Here is a 19,952-nt window from a genome sequence, read left to right on the forward strand (position 1 = left end):
CGTGCCATGACTGACCGCAGAACCTTTCTCAAGCAGGCCGGGATGCTCGCCGCCGCCCTGCCCCTGGGCACTGCCCTGAACGGCACCGCCTTCGCCGCTGATGCTGTCAGCAGCAAACAGCCGGCCGGGGTCTCCAGCGACAAATGGGCGCAGTTGCGCCAGCTGTTTGTGCTCGATCCCGACTACATCCACTTTTCCAACTTCCTGATCACGCCGCACCCGCTGCCGGTGCGCGAGGCCATCGAAAAGCACCGGGCCTGGCTGGACCGCAACCCAGGTCTTGCCATGGACTGGGATCGCGAGGAAACCTGGCAGCACGAAGGCGAAGTGCGCCATCAGGCCGGTCGTTACCTGCAGGTCAAACCCGCTCAGATCGCCCTCACCGGCAGCACCACGCAAGGGCTGGCGATGATCTATGGCGGGGTTCATGTGCGTGCCGACCAGGAAATCCTGACCACTGAGCACGAGCACTATTCGACCCAGTACATCCTCGAGTTCCGCACCCGCAAACAGGGCACGCAGGTGCGCCAGATCCGGCTGTTCAAGGAGCCGCAACAAGTGTCGGTGGACGAAGTGCTGGGCACTATCGCCGGCAACATTCGCCCCAACACCCGGGTCCTGGGCATGACCTGGGTGCAGTCAGGCAGCGGCGTGAAACTGCCGGTCGGCGAGATCGGCAAGCTGGTGCAGGAACACAACCGCAATCGCGAGGAAAAGGACCGGATCATCTACGTGATCGACGGCGTGCATGGCTTGGGCGTGGAGAACGCCAATTTCGCTGACTTCAACTGTGACTACTTCATCGCCGGGACCCATAAATGGATGTTCGGCCCGCGCGGCACCGGCATCGTCTGCGCACGCAGCGAGGTGGTCACCGACCTGACGCCCAACGAGCCGACCTTCTCCCAGGACGACAACTTCGCCACCAGCCTGTCGCCGGGCGGCTACCACGCCTTCGAGCATCGCTGGGCGCTGAACGAAGCGTTCAAGCTGCACCTGCAACTGGGCAAGGCCGACGTGCAGTCACGCATCCATGAACTCAACAGCTACCTCAAGGCGCGTCTGCAGGAGCATCGTCAGGTGGAACTGGTCACGCCGCTGAGCCCGCAGTTTTCCGCCGGATTCACCTTCTTCCGGGTCAAGGACCGCGACAGCGACGAGGTCTCCGCGCACCTGATGCAGCACAAAGTCATCGCCGACGCGGTGGACCGCGACGTTGGCCCGGTGATCCGCACCGCGCCAGGCCTGCTCAACAGCGAACAGGAAGTCGACCGTTTCAGGGCCCTGCTGAGCCAGGCGTTCTGACGCCCCCATTCCCCGACATCGAGAGGCCCCATGAAGCCGATATCCCCCATCAAACTGCTGAGCGGCCTGACCCTGGCGGGTCTGATCAACCTGCTGCCGGGTCTGGCCCATGCGGCAAAGCATGACGAGCACGCCAGCCATGCCGAGCTGCACCCGGGCAAGGTGTTCAAGGACTGCAAGGATTGCCCGGAAATGGTCGTGCTGCCCGCAGGCACTTTCACCATGGGCACGCCTGACGATGAAGTCGGCCGCCAGCAGGATGAGGGGCCTATGCATCCGGTGACCTTCGCCAGACCCTTGGCCATCAGCCGGTTCGATGTGCTGGCCAAAGAATGGAAGGTGTTCATCAAGGACACCGGCTACCAGATGCCCGATGGCGACACCCGCCCCGGTCGCGAATGCATCGCCGGTGAGCCGCGCTACCCGGTCGGCCCGACCCAGCCTGCGGTGTGCATGGACATGGCCGAGGTGCAGGCGTACATCGCCTGGCTGTCGAACAAAACCCACCAGCATTACCACATGATGAGCGAGTCGATCCGCGAGTATGCCGCCCGCGCCGGCAGCAGCGGACCGTTCCCGTTCGAGTTCGACGAAGGCAAGACCTACAGCATTGCCAGACACGCCAATACCTATGGCCCGGAGGATGGCTACAGCTACACCTCACCGGCCGGCGCCTTCGCGCCGAACGCCTTTGGTGTGTATGACATGCACGGCAACGTGTCGGAGTTTCTCGAGGACTGCGCCCACGACAACTACATCGGTGCGCCCAGCGATGGCAGCGCCTGGACCGAACCGAACTGCCAGTTGCAACAGATGCGCGGCAACGACTGGACCGAAGCACCGATCTGGTCGCGGTCGGGCAACCGCAACAACATCTACGCCACCGACCGCGGTGACTGGCTGGGCTTTCGGGTGGTGCGCGATCTCTGATCAGGGCGCGGCGTGGCTTGTCCCGCGAGCGCCTGCGCAACAGTCATGAAGACCCTTACGCGTGGCTGTTTCCGGGGCACCGGGTGTACCGGTTCACGACGACTGCGTCGCCGCTCGCGGGGCAAGCCCGCTCCTACGGCTCTGGTGCCAGGATCGGCCGCATCGCGCTAAATCCTTGCCCGGTTGACTCGTCTTCCTAGCAGTGATTCGCCGTCCGCCGTCTGACGACGAAAGCGTCTCAACCATTCGCCATCAGCACGTCGCCCGCCCCCGCGCTGCGACGGAGGTAGTTTCATGACCGCAAAACCGCGCAGCGCCCTTCGCGAAATCCTCAGCCTGCTCAAGCCGTACCGCGCAATCGTCAGCGGGTCCATCCTGTTCGGCATCGTCGGCGGTCTGAGCGTCACGGCGCTGCTGGCCACGGTCAACCGCGGGCTGCACAGCGAAGATGGCCTGAACAGCGCCGTGGTCCTGGCCTTCGCCGGGCTGTGTCTGCTGGCCCTGCTGAGCAGCATTGCCGCCGACATCGGCAGCAATTATGTCGGGCAGAAAGTCATCGCCGGCCTGCGCAAGGACTTGGGGGCCAAGGTGCTGGCAGCGCCAATCGAGCAGATCGAGCGCTATCGCACCCATCGGCTGATCCCGGTATTGACCCACGACGTCGACACCATCAGCGACTTCGCTTTCGCCTTTGCCCCGCTGGCGATTTCGATGACCGTCATTCTCGGCTGCCTGGGCTATCTGGCAACCCTGTCGCTGCCGATCTTCGCCATGACCGTGCTTGCGATCGGCATCGGTTCGGCGGTGCAATATGTCGCCCAGGGCAAGGGTATCCAGGGCTTCTACGCCGCCCGCGACGCTGAAGACAGCCTGCAAAAGCACTATCAGGCGATTGCCGAAGGCGCCAAGGAATTGCGCATTCATCGCCCGCGTCGGCATGCCATGCTGACCCGCAACATTCAAGGCACTGCCGATCACATCTGCGACACCCACGTGCGCTCGATCACCATTTTCGTCATGGCCAAGAGCTTTGGCTCCATGCTGTTTTTCGTGGTGATCGGCCTGGCCCTGGCCCTGCAGGCATTCTGGCCCAGTCAGAATCCGGCAATGATGAGCGGCTTCGTGCTGGTGCTGCTGTACATGAAGGGCCCGCTGGAAAACCTGCTGTCCAACCTGCCGATCATCAGTCGCGCGCAGATCGCTTTCCGCCGTATCGCCGACCTGGCCGAGCGTTTCTCTTCCCCTGAACCGCATCTGCTGCTGAGCAATGCCGAGCAGCAGGTGCCGGTGATGCACAGCCTGGAACTGCGCAACGTGCAGTACGCCTTCGCGCCGGTGCCGGGCAGCGAACCGTTCAGATTGGGACCGGTCAACCTGACCATCACCCCTGGCGAGATTCTGTTCATCGTCGGTGAAAACGGTTGCGGCAAGACCACCCTGATCAAGCTGCTACTGGGTCTGTACACGCCGCAGCAGGGGGAAATCCGGCTCAATGGCCAGGCGGTGGACGCCCGTGGCCTGGATGATTACCGACAGATGTTCACCACGATTTTTGCCGACTACTACCTGTTCGACGATCTGCCGGAAAGCGAAAAAGCCCTGCCTGCCGATGTCGGTCAGTATCTGCAACGGATGGAACTGGCGCACAAGGTCAGCGTGGTCGATGGCGCCTTCACCACCACCGACCTGTCCACCGGGCAGCGTAAACGCCTGGCGCTGATCAATGCCTGGCTCGACGAACGCCCGGTGCTGGTGTTCGACGAATGGGCCGCTGACCAGGACCCGACTTTCCGCCGGGTGTTCTACACCGAGCTGCTGCCCGACCTCAAACGCCTGGGCAAAACCATCATCGTCATCTCCCACGACGACCGCTATTTCGACGTCGCCGATCAACTGGTGCGCCTGAGCGCAGGGCAAGTGCTCGCCGAACGAGCCTGCGCCTGATGGGCACCTGGTGATCGTTCCCACGCGCCTGCGTACACCACCCGCCCGCTTCTACAGTTGAACGCGGTGTTTGCTCGTTACCACGCGGAGCGTGGGAACGATCAATCAATTTCGACGTGGCCGATCAACTGGTGCGCCTGAGCGCAGGGCAAGTGCTCGCCGAACGAGCCTGCGCCTGATGGGCATCTGGTGATCGTTCCTACGCGCCTGCGTACACCACCTGCCCGCTTCTACAGTTGAACGCGGTGTTTGCTCGTTCCCACGCTCCGCGTGGGAATGCATACCCTGACGCTCCGCGTCAGCTGGATACTGGACGCTGAGCGTCCGCGGCGGCGTTACCACGCGGAGCGTGGGAACGATCAATCCTCGGATTCTGCCCGAGGGGCCGGGGAACCATCACTCACAGGTGCCGGACCATCCGCTGCACCTGACAGCACATCCCCGCTAAATCTCGCCCGTCACGCTTCGTCCTTTTGAGAACGCTTATTTACTCCGTGCACGGCGACGAGATCGATCATGACCCCTTTGAACCAAACCCTTGACGACGACCTGCTGGCCCTGTTGATGGCTGACGAGCAAGACGCCGGGCATGGCATTCCCTGTGTCGCCGAGCGCGGGCCGAGCGTGCTGTCTTTCGCCCAGCAGCGGCTGTGGCTGTTGCAGCAGTTTTCCACCCAGAGTTCGGCCTACAACCTGCCCAGCGCCTTGCACATCAGCGGGGCGCTGGATGCAGCGGCGCTGGCCCGGGCGCTACAAACGGTCATCGAGCGCCACGACATTCTTCGTACGCGCTTCGGCGAAAACGCCGGCGTCGCCTTTCAACAGGTTGACCGCACAGCGCGGATCACCCTGCCCACCGAAGACCTCAGCGCCCTGCCCGCCGCTCCTCGCGGACAAGCGCTGCAAGGCATGCTGGAAGCGGAATCCGCCCACGCCTTCGACCTGGCCCAGGCGCCGCTGATGCGCGCCACGCTGATCCGGCTGGCGGCGGATGCACACGTGCTGTTGCTGAACATGCACCATATCGTCTCCGATGCCTGGTCCAACCCGATTCTGCTGCATGACCTCAACCGCGCTTATCAGGCAGCGCTCGAGGGCAACCAGGCGCCATTGCCACGCCCGGCGATCCAGTACGCCGATTACGCCCACTGGCAACGCCAGACCTACACCGATACCGCACACCAGCGACGCTGCGCCGACTATTGGAAACGCTATCTGGGCGAGCAGATCCAGGCGCTGGATTTGCCCACCGATCACCCGCGCAGCAGCGCCCTGTTTCACGGCGCCGGCAGTCATCATCTGAGCCTGCCCGACAGCCTGACCAGACAGATTCACCAACTGTGCGAGGCACGCGGCCTCACCCCCTTCGTGGTGCTGCTCGGCGCCTGGCAATTGCTGCTGGGACGCTACAGCGGCCAGCGCGACTTCACCGTCGGCGTGCCCAGCGCGACCCGCAGCCAGGGCGAAACCCAGGAGCTGGTCGGTTACTTCGTCAGCAGCCTGATCTACCGCGCACAACTGGAGCCGGACCTGAACGCCGAGGCGTTCCTGCAACGCCTGCGTCAGCAGAGCCTGGCGGCGTTCGAGCACGGCGACTACCCCATCGAACTGATCCTCGAACACCTGCAACTGCAACGCAGCGGCCAGGGTAATCCACTGTTTCAGACGCTGTTCGACTGGCACGTCAGCGGCCAGCAACAGGCGCAACCAATGCTCGGCGAGCTGCCACTGACGCTGATCCCGGTCAGTCAGCAGCAAGCCAAATTCGACCTGTCGCTGGATGTCGATTACAGCCGCCAGCAGATCTCGGCGAACCTTGAATACAGCACCGCGCTGTTCAACCAGGCGACCATCGCGCGCCTTGCCAACCACTGGCGCAACCTGCTGCAGGCGCTGGTCGACAACCCGCGCAGCCGGCTGAGCGAGCTGCCGATGCTGGACGCCGCCGAGCACCAGCAACTGGTCAACGACTGGAGCAGCGCAACCCTCGACTACCCAAGCGAGCAACCGGTGCATGTGCTGTTCGAAGCGCAGGTCGCGCGCCAGCCTGAGGCGCCGGCGTTGTTGTTGGGTGACGTGGTGCTGAGTTACGCGCAACTCAACGCTCGCGCCAATCAGCTCGCCCGTCACTTTCGCGCTCTGGGCGTGGGCCCGGATGTGCTGGTGGGCATCGCCGTCGAGCGTGGGCTGGACATGATCATCGGCTTGCTCGCGGTGCTCAAGGCCGGTGGCGCATACGTGCCGCTGGACCCGGAGTACCCACAGGACCGCCTGCACTGCATGATCGAGGACAGCGGCACGCGGTTGTTGCTGACCCACAGCCATTTGCTGGCGCGGCTGGCAATTCCTTCGGAGGTTGAGCAGCTGTGTCTGGACCAAGACAGCGATTGGACGCTCTTGGGCAGCGACAACCTGAGCAACGTCACTCACGGTGAAAACCTTGCCTACGTGATGTTCACCTCGGGCTCTACCGGCCGCCCCAAGGGCGTCGGTATCAGCCAGCTTTCCCTGGCGCGCCACGCTTATGTGTCCCTTGAGTTTTTCAATCTCAAGGGCGACGACCGCATCCTGCAGTTCTCCACCTTCAACTTCGACGGCTTCGTCGAGCAGCTGTACCCGGCCTTGATCTGCGGCGCCTCGGTGGTGCTGCGCGGCACCGACATCTGGGACAGCGAGACCTTCTATCGCGAGCTGGTGGGTAAACAGATCAGCGTGCTCGACCTCACCACGGCCTACTGGAATCTGCTGGCCCGCGACTTCGCCCGTGCCGGGCGGCGCGACTATGGCCGTTTGAAACAGGTCCATGCCGGTGGCGAAGCCATGCCGCCGGAGGGTCTGGCCGCCTGGCATCAGGCCGGGCTGGGGCATGTGCGCCTGCTCAACACCTATGGCCCGACCGAAGCCACGGTCACGGTCACCGCGCTGGACTGCAGCGACTACGTCACCGGGGCCAGACCCACGCCGCTGACCATGCCCATCGGCAGCGTGCTGCCGGGACGCAGCATCTACCTGCTGGACGACAGCGGTTCGCCCGCGCCGATTGGCGTGGTGGGTGAGCTGGTGATCGGCGGCGAGCTGCTGGCACGCGGGTATTTCAAGCGCCCGGGCCTCACCGCCGAACGTTTCCTGCCGGACCCGTTCAGCCACAGCGGTGGCCGGCTGTACCGCAGCGGCGACCTGGCGCGGTACAACGCCGAAGGGGTGATCGAGTACGTCGGGCGCATCGACCATCAGGTGAAGATTCGCGGCTTTCGCATCGAGCTGGGGGAAATCGAAGCGCGCCTGCTGGAACAGGACGCGGTGCGCGACACTCTGGTACTGGCGCAACCCGGCAGCAGCGGCCTGCAACTGGTGGCCTATGTGGTGCCCAGTGACCCGCAGCACGCCAATGCCAATGCCGAACAGCAGGCCACCCTGCGCGAATCGATCAAACGCCAGCTGCGGGACAACCTGCCGGACTACATGATCCCGGCGTACATCCTGCTCCTCGAAAAGATGCCGCTGGGCCCCAACGGCAAGCTCGACCGCAAGGCCCTGCCCAAGGCAGACGCCAGCCAGTTGCAGCACGGCTACATCGCGCCGCAGACCGAGCTGCAAAAACGCATCGCCGCCATCTGGCAGGACGTGCTGGAACTGGAGCAGGTCGGCCTCAACGACCACTTCTTCGAACTCGGTGGCCACTCGCTGTTGGTGATGCAAGTCGTCTCCCGTGTGCAACTTGACCCCGGACTGCCCATGACCGCGCAACAACTCTTTCAATTCCCGACCCTGCATGCATTGACCGAGCACCTGGCACAACACGCCAGCCCGATCAATGCCGACAAGCTGGACATGCTCGAAGCGCTGTTCGACAAATTGGAGTACGTGTGATGGACCGTACCGCCGCAACACGGATTGCCCGCCGTTTCATCACGCTGCCGCTGCAACAGCGTCGGCAGTTCCTGGAAAAAATGCTCGCCGAAGGCGTGTCGCCGGCCAACCTGCCGATCCCCGAGGTGCAGTCGCACTACCCTGACATTCCCCTGTCGTTCGCCCAGGAACGCCAATGGTTTCTCTGGCAGCTGGACCCGCAGGGCAGCGCCTACCACATCCCCAGCGCCCTGCACTTGCGCGGCGCCCTGCAGGTGCCGGCGCTGGAGAGCGCCTTCAACCTGCTGATTGCCCGGCATCAGAGCCTGCGCACCGCCTTCGTCCAGACCGACACCGGTGTCTATCAACGCATCGCCCATGAGCAGACGCTCACTCTCACGGTGGACCCGTTGGCCGAGCCCGGTGGCGATATTGACGCGCAGATCAAGGCCTATGTGCAGCAGGCTGTCGCCGAGCACTTCGACCTGCAGACCGGGCCGCTCCTGCGGGTCAGGCTGCTGCGCCTGGCGCAGGATGAGCATGTGCTGGTGCTGACCCAGCACCACATCGTTTCCGACGGCGCCTCGATGCAGATCATGGTCCGGGAACTGGTGCAGCTGTACGCCGCCAGCCGCCTCGATCAGCCCGCCGAGCTGCCGGCGCTGAGCATTCAGTATGCCGACTATGCGATCTGGCAACGGCACTGGATGCAGGCCGGTGAACGCGAACGCCAACTGGCCTACTGGAGCCAGCGTCTGGCGGGCGAGCAGCAGGTTCTGGAGTTGCCGCTGGACCACCCGCGCCCGGCCACGCAAAGCCATCGCGGCGCGAGCCTTGAGCGGGCGCTCAGCGGCGCCCTGAGTCGCCAGCTCAAACAGCTGGCGCAACAGGAGAACGTCACGCCCTTCATGCTGCTGCTGGCGGCCTTCCAGGCCCTGCTGCACCGCTACAGCCGCCAGCGCGAAATCAGCGTCGGGGTGCCCAATGCCAACCGCAACCGGGTAGAGACCGAGTGCCTGCTGGGCTTTTTCGTCAACACCCAGGTGCTGCGCAGCGAAATCGACGGGCAGCTGCCGTTCCGCGATCTGCTGCAACAGGTTCGCCGGCACGCACTCGATGCCCAGGCGCATCAGGAGCTGCCATTCGAGCAATTGGTCGAGGCGCTGCAGCCGGAACGCAGCCTCGGCTACAACCCGCTGTTCCAGGTGATGTACAACCATCAAAGCGCAGGCAGAGACGCCACGACCAGTAACACCATGGCGCTGCAGGTGCAGGACCTGAACTGGGACAACCCCACTTCGCAGTTCGACTTGACCCTTAACACTTTTGATTCCGACGAGGGACTGATTGCCTCCTGGACCTGGGCCACCGACCTGTTCGAGGCGCCGACCATCGAGCGCATGGCGCGGCACTGGCACAACCTGTTGCAGGCCATCGTTGCCGACCCCGGGCAACGCATCGGCGAGCTGCCCATGCTCGATGGCACCGAGCAGCAGCAGACCCTTGAGGACTGGAACCGGCAACCGGCCGAACACACCAGCAGCGCCAGTCTGCATGAGTTGATCGAAGCCCAGGTGCAACGTACCCCCGAGGCCATCGCCCTGACGCTGGGCGACCGGCACATGAGTTACGCCGAACTCAACCGCCGCGCCAACCGGGTGGCCCACCGCCTGATCGCTGAAGGCGTCGGGCCGGAGGTACGCGTGGGCCTGGCTTGCGAACGCAGCCTGGAAATGCTCATCGGCCTGTTGGCCATCCTCAAGGCGGGCGGGGCCTATGTGCCGCTGGACCCGGCCTATCCGCAAGATCGCCTGGCGTTCATGATTCAGGACAGCGGCCTCGCCCTGCTGCTTGCGCAACCTGCGGTACTGGATCGTTTCGCACTGCCGGAGGATCTGCAGGTACTGCCGCTGGACGCCGAATCCGTCGCGGCAGATTCATCCACCACCGGGTCGATGCCCGCTGAAGAGCAAAACCCGAAGGTCTGGGTCGATCCGCAAAACCTCGCCTACGTGATTTACACCTCAGGCTCCACCGGCCAGCCCAAGGGCGCGCTGCTGAGCCACCACAACGTGCTGCGCCTGTTCAAAAGCACCGAAGCCTGGTTCGACTTTGGCCCGGCCGACGTCTGGAGCCTGTTTCACTCCTATGCCTTCGATTTCTCGGTGTGGGAGATCTTCGGCGCGCTGCTGTATGGCGCTCGTCTGGTCATCGTGCCCCACGCCATCAGCCGCTCCAGCGAAGACTTCTACGCGCTGCTCTGCGAGCAAGGCGTCACCGTGCTCAACCAGACGCCGTCGGCGTTCAAGCCGCTGCAGCAAGTGGCCTGCCGCGAGCAGCGCAGCGATCTGGCGCTGCGTTACGTGGTGTTCGGTGGCGAAGCGCTCGAGGTCCAGAGCCTGCGGCCGTGGCTTGAATGGTTCGGCGCCGGGCACGGCAACCGGCAGACGCCGCAGCTGATCAACATGTACGGCATCACCGAAACCACCGTGCATGTAACCTGGCGCCCGATCAGCCTCCAGGACCTGCAACACAACGCCGCCAGCCCCATCGGCGCGCCGCTCGAGGACCTGGCCTGGTACGTGCTCGACAGTCAGCTCAATCCGGTCGCCAGGGGCTGCGTCGGTGAGCTGCACGTCGGTCACCAAGGGCCGACCCAGGCCGGTCTGGCGCGCGGTTACCTGAACCGCAGCGACCTGACGTCCAGCCGCTTCATTCCCGATCCGTTCAGCCGCCATGGCGGGCGTCTGTACCGCACCGGCGACCTGGCGCGCTACTGCGCTGACGGCAGCATCGAGTACATAGGCCGCATCGATCAGCAGGTGAAGATCCGCGGCTTTCGAATCGAACTGGGGGAAATCGAAGCCCGCCTGTTGCTGCACCCCGCGATTCGCCAGGCAGCGGTGCTGGCGGTGGACGCTGTCGGTGGCCAGCAACTGGCGGCGTATCTGGTCGCCGATCATTCAGACGACGCCGCGCTGCGCGAGTCGATCAAGGCACATTTGAAAGCACGCCTGCCCGACTACATGGTGCCGGCCCAGTTGCTGTTTCTCGATCAACTGCCGCTGACCAGCAATGGCAAGCTCGACCGCAAGGCCCTGCCCGCCGCCGACACCCGTCAACCACAGGTGCAGTACCTGGCGCCGCGCAACGCATTCGAACGGCAGGTCGCCGGCATCTGGTGCGAAGTGCTGCAGGTCGAACAGGTCGGCCTGAGTGACAACTTCTTTGAACTGGGTGGTCACTCATTGCTGGCGACCCAGATCATCTCGCGTCTGCGTCAGGTGCTTGACCTCCAGGTGCCGCTGCACACGCTGTTCAGCCACAGCACCCTGCAGGCTTTCGTCGAGGCCGTGGACGTCAAGCCGGTTGTCGAGTCGAGCATTCCCCTGGCCGAGCGCAATCAGCCACTGGCACTGTCCTACGCCCAGGAACGTCAATGGTTTCTCTGGCAACTGGAGCCGCTGAGCAGCGCCTACAACATTCCGACCGCCCTGCGCCTGCGTGGCGAGCTGAACCTCGCTGCGCTGGAACAGGCCTTCAACGCGCTGATCGCCCGCCACGAAACCCTGCGCACCACTTTCGCCCAGCTCGATGAGCGCAGCGTGCAGGTGATTCACCCCGAGCTGCGCTTGCGCATCGGCCGCGAACGCCTCGAAACGATGCCGGACGAGCCGACCCGACAGTCACAGATCGAGGCGTTCATCCAGCGCGCCACTGGCGCTTTGTTCGATCTCGAGCACGGGCCCTTGTTGCGCGTCAGACTGCTGACTGTCGCCGACGACGATCATGTGCTGGTGTTGACTCAACACCACATCGTCTCGGACTTCTGGTCGATGCAGGTCATGGTCAAGGAGTTGATCGAACTGTACGCCGCGCAGACTCAAGGCCGTAGCGCCGACCTGCGGCCGATGACGTTGCAGTATGCGGACTACGCCATCTGGCAGCGCAACTGGATGGACGCAGGCGAGCGCGAACGGCAGATGGCCTACTGGTCGCAGCAATTGGGCGCGCAACAGCCGGTGCTGGAATTGCCCCACGACCACCCGCGGCCGGCCCAACGCAGCGACCGCGGCGCGCACCTGGACATCGAGCTGGACGCACACATTGCCAGCGGTCTCAAGCAACTGGCGCAGCAGCACAACGTCACGCCATTCATGGTCCTGCTGGCGTCATTCCAGACCCTGCTGCACCGCTACAGCGGCCAGGCCGACATCCGCGTCGGGGTGCCGATCGCCAACCGCAACCGGGTGGAGACCGAAGGGCTGATCGGCTTCTTCGTCAATACCCAGGTGCTCAAGGCGGAGTTCGCCGACCGCCTGCGTTTCAGTGAGCTGTTGCAGCAAGTGCGTCAGACCGCGCTCGATGCCCAGGCCCATCAGGACCTGCCCTTCGAACAGTTGGTCGATGCCCTGCAACCCCAGCGCAGCCTCAGCCACAGCCCGTTGTTCCAGGTGATGTTCAACCATCAGAACGGCGCCCCAAGCCACGCCGCCAGCCCGGCGCGCAGCCTGCCCGGCCTGCACATCGAAGGCCTGATGACCGAGGACCGCAGCGCGCAGTTCGACCTGACGCTCAACACCTTCGAATCGCCGACCTTGCTGGCCGCCAGCCTGACCTACGCCACCGACCTGTTCGAGGCCGGCACCATCGAGCGCATGGCCCGCCACTGGCAGCAACTGTTGCGCAGCCTGCTGGAAGATCCGCAGCAGCCTGTGTCGCAGCTGCGCCTGCTGCAAGCGAGCGAACAGCACAACCTGATCAACGGCTGGAATGCCACCGATGTCGGCTGGGATCTGGGCCAACCGGTGCAGCGCCTGATCGAGGCGCAAGTGCTGGCGACCCCGGAGGCCATCGCGCTGATCTTCGCTGAAACACAGCTGACTTACCGTCAGCTCGATAACCGCGCCAACGCCCTGGCCCACCTGCTGATCGAACAGGGGGTCGGCCCCGATGTGCTGGTCGGCATCGCGGTCGAGCGCTCGGTGGAGATGGTCGTCGGCCTGCTGGCGATTCTCAAGGCTGGCGGCGCCTATGTGCCGCTGGACCCTGAATACCCCCGCGAGCGCCTGGCCTACATGATCGACGACAGCGCCATCGGTTTGCTGCTGACCCAGGCGCATGTGCACGAGCGCCTGCCAGTGCCGGATGGCTTGAACGTGCTGGTGCTCGACCGTCTGCGCCTGGAGGGGTTTGCCACTGGCAGCCCACGGATCGAGGTCGACCCGGCGAACCTGGCCTACGTCATTTACACCTCAGGCTCCACCGGCAAACCCAAAGGTGCCGGCAACCGTCACGACGCCCTGGCCAACCGTCTGCACTGGATGCAGCAGGCCTACGCTCTGAATGCCAGTGACACCGTGCTGCAAAAGACCCCGTTCAGCTTCGATGTCTCGGTGTGGGAGTTCTTCTGGCCGCTGATGACCGGCGCCCGCCTGGCGCTGGCAGGGCCAGGTGAGCATCGCGACCCGGCGAAGCTGGTGCAGCTGATCCAGCAGCATCAGGTCAGCACCCTGCACTTCGTGCCGTCGATGCTCCAGGCTTTCCTGCTGGACAGCGATGTAAGCCAATGCACCGGCCTGCGGCGGATCATCTGCAGTGGCGAGGCGTTGCCGGTTGACGCCCAGCAGCAAGTGTTCGGCAAACTGCCGGGTGTCGCCCTGTTCAACCTGTATGGCCCGACCGAAGCGGCCATCGACGTGACCCACTGGAGCTGCCGCGACGAAGGCCGGGACAGCGTGCCCATCGGCCAGCCCATCGCCAACCTGCGCACCTACATTCTCGACGCCGAACTGCAACCGGTGCCGGTGGGGGTGATCGGCGAGTTGTATCTGGGTGGCGTCGGCCTGGCCCGGGGTTATCACCGTCGTCCGGCGCTGACCGCCGAGCGCTTTGTGACCAGCCCCTTCGGCGACGGCGAGCGGCTTTACCGTACCGGCGACCTGGCGTGCCATCGCGCCGACGGTGTCATCGAGTATCGCGGCCGTATCGACCATCAAGTGAAGATTCGCGGCCTGCGTATCGAACTGGGGGAAATCGAGACCCGCCTGATGGAACTCGAACAGGTGCGCGAAGCGGTGGTCATCGCAGTGACCGGCGCAACAGGTCAACAGCTGGTCGGCTATGTGGTGCCGAGCGACGAAGCGGCCGGTCTGGCGCATGCCGATCTGCGCGAGAGCCTGAAGACTCGGTTGGTCGCCAGCCTCGCCGATTACATGGTGCCGAGCCAGTGGCTGTTCCTCGAGCAACTGCCGCTGAGCCCTAACGGCAAGCTCGACCGCAAGGCGCTGCCGGTGCCGGATTCGAGCCATGCGAGCAAGGCCTATGCGGCACCCCGGAGCGCCACCGAACAGGCGCTGGCGACGATCTGGCAAGAGGTGCTGAAGATCCCGCGGGTGGGTCTGAGCGACAACTTCTTCGAGCTGGGCGGCGACTCCATCGTTTCGATCCAGGTGGTCAGCCGCGCCCGCCTGCTTGGCATCGGCATCACGCCCAAGGACCTGTTCCAGTATCAGACCGTACAGGCGCTGGCCGCCGTCGCGCGCGGCGAGGAACAACAGCCATCCGTGGATCAGGGACTGTCCGTCGGCTCTATGCCGCTGCTGCCGGTACACCGGGTGTTTTTCGACAGCGACATCCCTGAACGTCAGCACTGGAATCAGTCGGTGCTGCTGCAACCGCGCCAGGCACTGGACGCCGGGACGCTGGAGCATGCCCTGCGCGCCATGGTCGCTCATCACGACGCCTTGCGCCTGTCGTTCAGCCAGCAGGACCAGCAATGGCGCGCCAGTTACCGGGCACTGCCCGCCCTGCAACTGGACTGGCAACAGGCGCCGCTGCTGCACTGCGTCCACGCCAGGCTTGAGGACATGGACGCGCTGGCCAACCAGACCCAGCGCAGCCTCGATTTGCACAACGGCCCGCTGCTGCGTGCGTTGCTGGTGGATCTGGATGACGGCGAACAGCGCCTGCTGCTGGTGATCCATCACCTGGCAGTGGACGGGGTGTCGTGGCGGATTCTGTTCGAGGACCTGCAAACAGCCTATCAGCAGTTGCAGGCTGGCCGCCCACTCGCGTTGCCGAACAAGACCAGCGCCATCCAGAGCTTCGCCGAACAGCTGCAACGCCATGCCCGCGAAGGCGCCCTGCAACAGCAGATGGGTTACTGGCAAAGCCAGTTGAGCACTGCGCCCAGGGACTTGCCGCTGGATAATCCGCACGGCAGCTGGAGCAACCGTCACGGCCGCAGCCTGCAGACCCGCTTGAGCAAAGACCTCACCCGACAGCTGCTGCAAGATGCGCCGGCGACCTATCGCACGCAGATCAACGACCTGCTGCTGACCGCCCTGGCGCGGGTCATCAATCGCTGGACCGGCCAACCCGGCAGCCTGATCGAGTTCGAAGGCCATGGCCGCGAAGAACTGTTCGAGGGCATCGACCTGACCCGTACCCTGGGCTGGTTCAGCACGCTGTATCCGCTGCAACTGACACCGGTGGACGATCTCGGCGAGTCGATCAAGCGCATCAAGGAGCAACTGCGGGCCGTGCCCGATCGCGGCATCGGCTACGGCGCCCTGCGCTACCTGGGCGACGACCAGACCCGTCAAGCGCTGGCCGCCCTGCCGACGCCACGCCTGACCTTCAACTACCTGGGCCAGTTCGACGCCAGCTTCGATCACAGCCCTGACGGCAACGCCCAGGCGATGTTCATTCCGGCCCATGAAAGCACTGGGCAGGAGCAACACCCGGACGCGCCGTTGGGCAACTGGCTGACCCTGACCGGGCAAGTATTCGCCGGGGAGTTGAGCCTGAGCTGGGGTTACAGCCAGGATCTGCATCAGCAGGCGACCATCCAGGCGCTGGCCGACGATTTGCAGCAAGAGTTGACGGCCCTGATCAGGCATTGCTGCGACAGCCGCTACAGCGCAATCACCCCGTCGGACTTCCCGCTGGCGCGACTGACCCAGGCTCAGCTGGACCGCCTGCCTGTGGATGCCGCGCTGATCGAGGACATCTACCCGCTGTCGCCGATGCAACAAGGCATGCTGTTCCACACCCTGGAAGCTGCCGAAGCCGCGCTGTACATCAACCAGATGGCAGTCCCGGTGCAAGGCCTGGACGTGGAGCGGTTCGTTGCCGCATGGAACGGCGTGATCGAGCATCACCACATCCTGCGCACCGGTTTCTGGGCCGACAACGCCCTGAGCGAACCTCTGCAACTGGTCTATCGCCAGGCGCCATTGACCGCGCGAGTACTGGATTGGCAAGACCGCGCAGCGAGCGCTGATGATCTGCAGGCACTGGCCAGTGCTGACTGCGCCGCAGGTTTCGACCTGTTGAGGGCGCCCTTGTCCCGGCTGACCCTGCTCAAGCTTGGCGAGGACCGTCTGCATCTGATCTGGACCAGTCATCACATCCTCATGGATGGCTGGTCCAACTCGCGGCTGCTGGGAGAAGTATTCGCCCTCTACAACGGCCAGCCTGGCGCGGCCCGTCGCGGACAGTATCGCGACTACATCCAGTGGCTACAGCTGCAACCGGCAGACCGTCTGCAGCAGTTCTGGCAGGACAAGCTGCGCGACCTGGAAGGCCCGACGACCCTGGCCAGCAGTTTCGCCCCGCGCCCTGATGCCGACTTGCAGGGCCACGGCGCGTTGTATCTGAACTGGGACGCCAGCCAGACCCGGCGTCTGCGCGAACAGGCGCAAGCGTTGCGGGTCACGGCCAACACGCTGATCCAGGCGACCTGGCTGTTGCTGCTACAGCGTTACACCGGACAGCAAAGCCTGTGCTTCGGGGCCACGGTGGCCGGACGTCCGGCCAGCCTGCCCGGGGCCGAGGACATGCTCGGGCTGTTCATCAATACCCTGCCGATCATCCAGAGCCCACGACCGCAACAGCGGCTGGTGGATTGGTTGCAGCAGTTGCAGGGCTACAACCTGGAGGTACGCGATCACGAGCACGCCTCCCTGGCCGACGTGCAACGCTGGGCCGGGCAAGGCGGCCAGGCGCTGTTCGACAGCATCATCGTGTTCGAAAACTATCCAGTGGACGAGCGTCTGCAGGAGGCCGGGCAGGATCGCTTGCACTTTGGTGAGGTCGCCAGTCGCGACGTCACCCACTTCGCCATGGACCTGGCGATCCAGCTGGGCGATCGCCTGAGCATCGAATTCCTGTACCTGCGCAATCGCTTTACCGAAGATGCCACGGCGCAGATCCGGCGCAGCTTCGAACAGCTGTTGCTGGCCATGCTCCAGGCACCGGATGCCACCCTCGGCAGCCTGAACATGCTGTCCGGCGCCGAGCAGCGACAGCTGGCCGAACGCAATACCCTGCAAGCTGCCCCGCAGGCGCCGAGGCTGCTGGCCGAAATCATCAAGGGGCATGCGCTGCAGCAGCCGGATGCACTCGCGGTGGTCTGCGCCGAGGTGCAGTTGACCTACGCCGAGCTGGATGTGCGCGCCAGCCGGCTGGCCCATCAGCTGATTACCCAGGGTGTCGGGCCGGAGGTTTGTGTCGGCATCGCCCTGGAACGCTCGGTGGAGGTAATCGTCGCTTTCCTTGCGGTGATGAAAGCCGGCGGCGCCTATGTGCCGCTGGACATCGATTACCCGCCTGAGCGGGTCAAGTGGATCGTCGAGGACTCGAACATGGCCGTGCTGCTCACCCAACACAGCCTGCGTGATCGCTTCGAAGGGCCATGGGCGGCGACGCTGATCGAGCTCGACCGCCTGGACCTCGAGCGGCTGCCTGACACCGGCCCGACGCCGCGCGCAGCGCCGGACAACCTGGCGTACCTGATCTACACCTCCGGCTCGACCGGCATGCCTAAAGGCGTGGCGGTGTCCCACGAACAGATCCGCATGCACTGCCTGGCCATCGCCCAGCGTTATGAAATGGACACGCAGACCCGCGAGCTGCTGTTCATGTCATTTGCCTTCGATGGCGCTCAGGAACGCTGGTTGTCGACCCTGCTCAGCGGTGCGCGGCTGGTGGTGCGCGAGAACCGCCTGTGGACCCCGGAAGAAACCTGGCACGCGCTGCACGCCCATGGCATCAGCATCGCCTGCTTCCCGCCGGCCTATCTGCAGCAGTTGGCCGAGTTCGCCGACACCCAGCTCCAGGAGCCGCCGCCGGTGCGCATCTATTGCTTTGGCGGCGACGCGGTGGCCGAGGCCAACTTCGAGTGGGTCAAGCGCACGCTCAAACCGCAGTACCTGACCAACGGCTACGGTCCGACCGAAACCGTGGTCACGCCGCTGTTGTGGAAAGTCGCTGCCACCCAGACCTGCGGCGCGGTGTACGCCCCGATTGGCACGCGCATCGGCGAGCGCACGCTGTACGTGCTCGACGAACAGCTCAACCCGGTGCCCGATGGCGTCGCCGGTGAGCTGTACATCGGCGGCCAGGGCGTCGCCCGCGGCTACCATCAGCGTCCGGGCCTGAGCGCCGAGCGCTTCGTCGCAGACCCCTTTGCGGTCGATGGCGGGCGGCTGTATCGCACCGGTGACCGAGTACGCCAGCGCACCGATGGGGTGATCGATTACCTCGGTCGTCTCGATAACCAGGTGAAGATCCGTGGTTTCCGAATCGAGCTGGGCGAAATCGAATCACGTCTGCGCCAGTGTCTGCCGGTGCAGGACGCCGTCGTGGTGGCGCGAGACACGGCCGGCGGCAAGCAGTTGATCGGCTATGTGGTAGCCGCAGCGGACCCCGCACTGGCGCAGCGCCTGCGTTCGACCCTGCAGGCGGACCTGCCCGATTACATGGTGCCGGCTCAGATCCTGGTGCTGGATGCCTTCGCGCTCAACCCCAACGGCAAGCTGGACCGCAAGGCGCTGCCCGATCCGGACTTCAAGGGCCGCGAGTTCATCGCGCCGCGCAATCATGTCGAACGCTGTCTGGCGGCGATCTGGCAAGAGGTACTGGAGGTGGACAGGATCGGCGTCACCGACAATTTCTTCGAGCTGGGCGGCGATTCGCTGCGGGTCCTCAAGGTGCTGTCGAAAGTCCGCGGCCAGGCGGATCTGGATATCGAACTGAAACTGCGCGACATGATCGGCAAGCCGACCATTGCCGAGCTCTCCGGCTACGCCGCAGACGACGCCGGCAGTCTCGACCCCTTGCTGTTGCTCAACCGCGCGGTGGCCGATCAGCGTGCGCTGTTCTGTCTGCACGCAGGCTTCGGCACGGTGTTCGACTACGAGCCGCTGGCGCGGCGTCTGGATGGTCAGCGCAGCGTCTATGGGCTGCAATGCCGAATGCTGCTGGACCGCAATTGGCAGGATGAATCGCTGGACGCCATGGCCATCGACTACGCCCAGTACATCCGGCAGAAGCAGCCCCAGGGACCGTATCAACTGCTCGGCTGGTCGCTGGGCGCAACCCTGGCGGTGCTGGTGGCGGCCGAACTGGAGAGGCAGGGTCAGGCGGTGGAGTTTCTGGGTCTGGTGGACAGCTACCTGCCGTCACCTGACTCGGCAGTAAAGGCCTTGGACTGGAGCGCTGACCTGCGCAGCTATCTGGCTGTGATTCTGGGTGTCGCCAGTGAACAGTTGCCCGCCCTGGACGTGGCCGCTGACACCTCGACCCAGGTGCTGGAGCGGTTGATTGGCGGTGTCCAGCGCACCGTCGCCCAGACTTCGGTATACAGCCAGATCAGCACCGAGGAGCTGGCGCACACGTTCCGGGTTGCCATGGGGTTGAAGGCGTTGTCGCTGCAGATCGATGGTTTGCCCGCAACAGCCCAAGCCGCGCATTGCTGGTGGGCCCATGCGGCAACGGGCAGCGAGGCCAACCGTCTGGCGGCGGCACTGTGCAATGAGCAGATCGCCTGCGGCCACTACGAGATCCTCAAACATCCGGCGCTGTTGCATGGGTTGATCCAGGCGCTGCCCTACCCGGAACCTGTCACCGGCTGACCA

General features: G+C 64.5%; 5 protein-coding genes. All 5 read left to right on the plus strand.

All coding sequences use genetic code 11. The annotated features are described in order from the left end of the window. Positions 1-6 precede the first annotated feature (6 nt). The 5 genes from ACI2KS_RS26650 (at position 7) to ACI2KS_RS26670 (ending at position 19,949) form a co-directional block, all read left to right on the plus strand. Positions 7-1,305, plus strand: coding sequence for an aminotransferase class V-fold PLP-dependent enzyme (locus ACI2KS_RS26650; RefSeq protein ID WP_404624011.1), 1,299 nt, complete (start codon positions 7-9; stop codon positions 1,303-1,305). A gap of 30 nt (positions 1,306-1,335) precedes the next feature. Next, complete coding sequence (locus ACI2KS_RS26655) at positions 1,336-2,235, plus strand: formylglycine-generating enzyme family protein (RefSeq protein WP_404624012.1); 900 nt, start codon at positions 1,336-1,338, stop codon at positions 2,233-2,235. 294 nt (positions 2,236-2,529) lie between these two features. Then, positions 2,530-4,179, plus strand: a complete 1,650-nt coding sequence (locus ACI2KS_RS26660; RefSeq protein WP_404624013.1) for a cyclic peptide export ABC transporter — start codon at positions 2,530-2,532, stop codon at positions 4,177-4,179. 516 nt (positions 4,180-4,695) lie between these two features. Next, the gene (locus ACI2KS_RS26665) at positions 4,696-8,049 is read left to right on the plus strand and encodes an amino acid adenylation domain-containing protein (protein ID WP_404624014.1); all 3,354 of its coding nucleotides are present in this window, start codon (positions 4,696-4,698) and stop codon (positions 8,047-8,049) included. Beyond that, positions 8,049-19,949 carry an amino acid adenylation domain-containing protein gene (locus tag ACI2KS_RS26670; RefSeq protein WP_404624015.1) on the plus strand — a complete coding sequence of 3,967 codons (11,901 nt, stop codon included), beginning with the start codon at positions 8,049-8,051 and terminating at the stop codon, positions 19,947-19,949. The genes ACI2KS_RS26665 and ACI2KS_RS26670 overlap by 1 nt, the downstream gene beginning before the upstream one ends. The last annotated feature ends 3 nt before the right edge of the window (positions 19,950-19,952 follow it).

It is taken from the genome of Pseudomonas sp. NPDC087358 (assembly GCF_044900785.1).
GTDB lineage: Bacteria > Pseudomonadota > Gammaproteobacteria > Pseudomonadales > Pseudomonadaceae > Aquipseudomonas.